Here is a 5,750-nt window from a genome sequence, read left to right as displayed (position 1 = left end):
CTGCTCATCACTCAAAGCTTATGAATAGGAGAGATTGCTATGTATTTAGATGATGATCTTTCACAAAACCTATGGTTGCAGGCAGTTAACCAGCAACTCAAGCATTATCTGGCTGATGAATTTATCAGCGCGGATATCGTGATCAAAATTGTCAGCGAAGATTGGGAACGTCGCCAGTATTACCGTCTTCGTGAAGCAACCTTTCGTGATGAACAGCAGATCCTGAAAGAAGATCGGGATGAATACGATTTCAAAGCATTCGGTATTGTAGCAATTGGTCAGATGTTTGGTGAACCGGATCGGGTCATTGGTGCAGTCCGGATTTTCCCTGAAGGTAAACAGACCTGGTGGGGTGGCCGACTCTGTGTTGATCCCTTATATCGTCACCATCGCGCTATTGGCAAAGCCCTAATCAATGCGGCGGTTTCAACTGCAAAAAATCTGGGATGCCAGCGTTTTCTCGCGACGGTACAACAGCAGAATGAAGTGTATTTCCAAAAGCTGCATTGGCACAGTGAACAAAACATTCAGGTTGCCCATATTCCACATGTATTAATGCAAGCAGACCTTGCACATTATCCATTGCTCAATATCAGTCAGGCTTACATGCAGCATTTATCTGCAATGCAGGGGGGTATAAATGAACCAGTCAGAACTTGAACAGTTGCTTGACTACCTCAGACACACACCTGCCATGCAGGCCAAAATGAATATTGGTCAAGGGATTAAAGTCATCCAGCCAAAAATTGAAAAAATAGCTGATCTGTATGCTTTGCCCGGAGACGATACGGCTGCAATTGCAACAGATCATGGTTATATGTTGCATGCCTGTGAAGGCATGATTCCGAGCTTTGTAGAAAGCAATCCTTATTTTGCTGGCTGGTCAGCAGTCATGGCCAATATCAGTGACATTAGTGCCATGGGTGGTAGAGCGACATCAGTCGTCAATAGTTTCTGGCATCGCAGTACTGAACAGGCTCAAGAACTCATGCAGGGTATGCAAGATGCCTGTCAATATTATGGTGTGTCATTGGTGGGTGGACATACCCATATTGATCCCAATTTTCAGCCAGCACTTTCAGTTGCTATTCAGGGTGAGGCTAAGCAGCTTCTTTCGGTCATGCATGTACAACCGCAACAAAACATCTTGTTGGCGCTAAACCTGAAAGGGCAGTTCCATCCCAACACAACGTACTGGAAATGTTTTGAAGGCGTGGATGGAGAAAAGTTGCAGGCAGAGCTGGACATCCTGCCTCAACTAGCAGAACAGGGACTAGCGTATGCAGCACGTGATATCAGCAATGCCGGAATTCTTGGCAGCCTACTGATGTTGCTGGAAGCATCCGGCTGCGGTGCAGATATTCAGCTTGAACAGATTGCTAAGCCTCAAGAGGTCGACTGGCGGTACTGGCTACAAATTTTCCCAAGTTATGGCTTTTTATTGACTGCTGACGATGAAGAATGTGAAGAGATTATTGAACTGTTTGCTGCACAGGATCTGCATTGTGCCGTGATTGGACAGGTGAATGCTTCAGGCAAAGTCAATATTTCTAATAAAAAGTCACAAGTTGAATTTTGGGATTTTCAACAGCAGCTTTTCACTGGCCTGTGCTATGCAGAACAGATTCAAGATTTTCAAAGATATCAACACAATTTTAGACAAGGGGAGCTCAGCTTATGCCAAGCGTAAATTTCACGGTGAAATGGCCGAATGGTCAAAGCAGTAACTTCTATTCACCCAGCACCATTGTCTATGAATATTTTCAGAAAGGTCAGCAATGGGCGGGTCAGGAATTTTTAAAACAGGCAGAACATGCCCTGCAGGCAGCATCTGAACGAGTACGTGCCCGTTATGGCTTTGCCTGCAGTTCAGCCATGGACACGCTCAATCGCATTCAGCAACAGGCCCAATCATATTCAGTAAAGCCTGAGGATACGATCGAGATCACAGATATCTATAACATCGACTAGAGGAAATCACTATGTTGCAACCCATCACATTAAAGTCACATTATGATGTCGTCATTGTCGGTGGTGGTCAGGCCGGACTCTCAGTCAGCCATTATCTCAAACAGGCGAAAATCGATCATGTGGTCTTGGAAAAAGAAGATTGTCTGACCCATAGCTGGCGTAAAAAACGCTGGGACAATTTTACTTTGGTCACGCCAAACTGGCAGTGTTTATTGCCTGACCATCCTTATCATGGCCATGATCCAGATGGATTTATGAAGCGGGAAGAAATTGTCGAATATCTGGATGGCTTTATAGAAAACCTGAGTCCACCTGCAATTTTAAATGTCACTGTTGAACAGATTAGTAAGATTGCAGAACAGCATTTTCATATTCAGACCAGCATAGGTAAAACGACAGCGAATCAGGTCGTAATTGCAGCGGGTGGCTATCACACTCCAATTTACCCAAAACTTAGTTCTGAGTTGCCAGAACATGTCTATACGATTCATTCAGAGCAATATTTTAATCCAGAGCAACTGCCTGAAGGGAATGTATTGGTCGTGGGTTCGGGGCAGTCGGGTGCGCAGATTGCAGAAGACCTTCATCTGGCTGGAAAAAAAGTCTATCTGTCTATTGGTGATGCGCCACGTTGCGCACGTTTCTATCGTGGCAAGGATGTGGTGAAATGGCTGTTTGAGATGGGTTATTACGAAACCACTGTCAAAGACCATCGCTATAGTGAAGAGGTGCGTAATAGTACCAACCATTATGTGACTGGTCGTGACGGTGGGCGGGATATCGACCTGCGTAAATTTGCACTCGAAGGCATGCAATTGTTCGGACGTTTTTCTGACTTTGAGAACGGTGCACTTAAATTCCAGCCAAATCTTGTACAACACCTGGATAATGCTGATACTACCTACAACCGTATTAATGCATCAATTGATGCCTTTATTGAGCAAAATTCGATTGAAACAGCTGAGCCGGCCAGTGTGTATACGCCAGTTTGGAAGCCAGAAATAGAGCGGACAGAAATTAACTTAGCTGAAGAAAATATTACCGCAATCATCTGGTGTATCGGCTTTAGACCTGATTACTCCTGGATTGATCTGGACATATTTGAAAACAGTGGCTATCCAAAACATGATCGTGGGATCACAGTTGACCCAGATGTCAGCTTTATTGGCTTGCCATGGTTATATACCTGGGGATCGGGGCGTTTCCTTGGCATTGATCAGGATGCTCAATATTTGTCTGAGCATCTCATTCAACGCCATAAAATGTTCAAAGAAAAATATGCGGAAATGATTGCTTAAAAGTAGTCAGTAAATGTTGGAATTCGACCGCATTATTTAATGCGGTCATTTTATTTTTAGGAGTGATTAAAACCAATTGATATTAGGTCTAACAATATTGAATAAAATATAAACATCCATCTTTTTAGATATACCGTGTAATTCAGAAAACGTTTATTAGTTAATTATTCGCTATATAGCGAAATATAGACAACATAAACCCTAATATTCGCCATATAGCAAATATAAAATAAATATAGTAAGATATTCGCCATATAGCAAACTTATATATACTGGTTAGCAATATTTCGCTAAATGACGAACAGATGGGGGTGGTTTTATGGCTAGTCGTGCAGAGATTGGAGTAAAAATACGTGAAGCAAGGCGGAAATTAGACTACACACAACAAATGATGGCAAAAAAATCTGGAGTCAATAAATCTACCATTTCTGAAATAGAAAATGGTCGTTTCACAGGCTCATTTGATATTTTTGAACGTCTAATAGATGCGGTTGGATTGCAGTTTGAAGTCACGCCCAAAAAACGAAATCTGCCAAATTGGAATGACATCGACACTCTATTTAGTGAAGAAGATTGATGGACAACTTTCAATTACCCACAGAAATCAAGTCTATTGAAATATTTACAGATAATTTCAAACAAGGCTTGTTGACGCATAGTGGTCATTATTACTATCAACCAGTACAAGAACAAAGATTTGTATCTCTTACAATGACTTTACCGGATATGCAGGGATATTCACATGGGGCATTACATCCTATTTTTTCCCAAAATTTACCAGAGGGGCATAATCGCCATTTTATTGCCAGTAAACTTGCTCGATATGCCAATGTAAATGAAATGTATTTATTAGCTCTGCAAGAAGCTAATGGTATTGGCATGTTGTCCTATAAAAGTGAATTGCAATTACCAGAAGTAGAAATAGTTAGCCTCGATGAAATTCTTAACTACAATAGCCAAGTTCCACTTTTTCCACAATTATTAGAAAAATACTATTTACGAAACTCTTTAGCTGGAGTTCAGCCCAAAGTTAGCATTCCCAATGTGACTAGTATAACGGAGCGCACTGTTCAACAAAAAGACCTGATTGTTAAGTCTTATGATGCAGACTTTGATTTGCTTACGGTAAATGAATTTGTCTGTATGGAAGCTGCTCGTCATTGTGGTTTGCAACCACCAAAAACATATCTATCAGCCAATTTAGAAACCTACATTATTGAGCGTTTTGATAAAGCTGCTGATGGAACCAAGTTAGGCTACGAGGATTTTACGACTCTTCTCAAAAGATCTAATGACCCAAACGAGAAGTACAAGGGGAGCTACGAAAACTTGCTGAAAGCCACCTATCTATACACCCGAAGTGAAGCAGAAGTCGTAAAAATGTATAAGTACATTGTTTTTAATTGCCTGATCGGGAACGGTGACGCTCACCTTAAAAACTTTGCTCTGCAATATACGCCAGATATGAGTGAGATCTTTGTATCACCACCTTTTGATATCACACATACACTCATTTATAAAAATATTGATGATCAGCTTGCCCTTAAAATAAATGGCAGTAAGCAATTCCCAACTAAGGCAGAGCTGTTGAAATTGGCTGAAAGTCCTGAATTTCGCATTAGAAATGCCAAAGAAATTATAGAGTATTTCAGTGACCAAATTGCTAACTATTTAAAGTTATCCAATGAAATTGAATACTTAGATGGATTGCGAGAATCTATTGAGCAGAATCTATCAAAGGTAATGAGCACTCATTCAATCAAGCCTGTATATAGACATGACAAAAAGAAAAAGTACAAATAATCCATTCTAGAATAATTTACAACCGTAGTAGCTACTATTATTGAGAGATGCCCCCAGAGACGTGGGATTTATTTTTCATTCAATGATATAGAATAAACCCGAACAGACTGGTCATATCGGTAACAGGCTGACATTTATTGAGGGAGGGAAGTGTTGACTTAGGTATTCCTTGGCAGTTTGGCGGGATCAGAGATAGTAATATTGCGGTTTTGAGATTAGTAGATATAAGTAACACCAGAATGGATTTCTCAGATTTACAGTAGAAATTCTTTTAAAAAGCTTGAATACCAAGATGCAATTCGCAAGGAAGGTGAAGATTTTGCGATTGAATACAAACGAAAAGCTTTGGTCGCTAATGTATAAAAATCGATGAAAATTTTTGATAGATCGAAGATTTTATTTGATAAAACTAGTAATGATTTTTTCCTAAGTGAGTTTTATTTCATTATTAGCTTTATTTTTTCGCAATTTCATTTTTAGCTTTAATTTCTACTGGAAAATTTCAAAATTAATTTTTATGAACAACATATATAGAGATAGGCTATCTGCATAACATCCTATTTAACTTATGTTTACCTAAAATCTAGTTCATCAATTCAACAATAAATAATTAGATATAAATCAAATACTTAAATAATTTTTATAGAAATTTAAGATTTTTAAGTTCATGAACTTAAA

At 39.7% G+C, this 5,750-nt stretch carries 6 protein-coding genes; all 6 read left to right on the top strand.

Annotated elements, in window-relative coordinates:
• Positions 1 to 39 precede the first annotated feature (39 nt).
• The 6 genes from B4033_RS01365 to B4033_RS01340 all read left to right on the top strand — a co-directional run bounded on the left by B4033_RS01365 (position 40) and on the right by B4033_RS01340 (position 5,072).
• Positions 40 to 660 (top strand): MSMEG_0567/Sll0786 family nitrogen starvation N-acetyltransferase, encoded by a 621-nt coding sequence (locus tag B4033_RS01365; RefSeq protein ID WP_286831378.1) that lies wholly within the window; start codon positions 40 to 42, stop codon positions 658 to 660.
• Positions 641 to 1,690, top strand: coding sequence for a sll0787 family AIR synthase-like protein (locus B4033_RS01360; protein ID WP_262467261.1), 1,050 nt, complete (start codon positions 641 to 643; stop codon positions 1,688 to 1,690). The genes B4033_RS01365 and B4033_RS01360 overlap by 20 nt, the downstream gene beginning before the upstream one ends.
• Positions 1,678 to 1,971, top strand: coding sequence for an MSMEG_0570 family nitrogen starvation response protein (locus B4033_RS01355; RefSeq protein ID WP_103800141.1), 294 nt, complete (start codon positions 1,678 to 1,680; stop codon positions 1,969 to 1,971). Before B4033_RS01360 ends, B4033_RS01355 begins: the two co-directional genes overlap by 13 nt.
• 11 nt (positions 1,972 to 1,982) lie before the next feature.
• Entirely contained in the window at positions 1,983 to 3,269 is a 1,287-nt protein-coding gene (locus B4033_RS01350) for an MSMEG_0569 family flavin-dependent oxidoreductase (protein ID WP_286831371.1), read from the top strand.
• 319 nt (positions 3,270 to 3,588) lie between these two features.
• Complete coding sequence (locus B4033_RS01345; RefSeq protein WP_004894712.1) at positions 3,589 to 3,846, top strand: helix-turn-helix transcriptional regulator; 258 nt, start codon at positions 3,589 to 3,591, stop codon at positions 3,844 to 3,846.
• Positions 3,846 to 5,072 (top strand): type II toxin-antitoxin system HipA family toxin, encoded by a 1,227-nt coding sequence (locus B4033_RS01340; RefSeq protein WP_286831367.1) that lies wholly within the window; start codon positions 3,846 to 3,848, stop codon positions 5,070 to 5,072. The genes B4033_RS01345 and B4033_RS01340 overlap by 1 nt, the downstream gene beginning before the upstream one ends.
• The last annotated feature ends 678 nt before the right edge of the window (positions 5,073 to 5,750 follow it).

It is taken from the genome of Acinetobacter sp. UBA3132 (assembly GCF_002364825.1).
Classification (GTDB): domain Bacteria; phylum Pseudomonadota; class Gammaproteobacteria; order Pseudomonadales; family Moraxellaceae; genus Acinetobacter; species Acinetobacter schindleri.
Note: the sequence above shows the minus strand (reverse complement) of the source record. Positions and strands in the feature narration are given on the sequence as shown.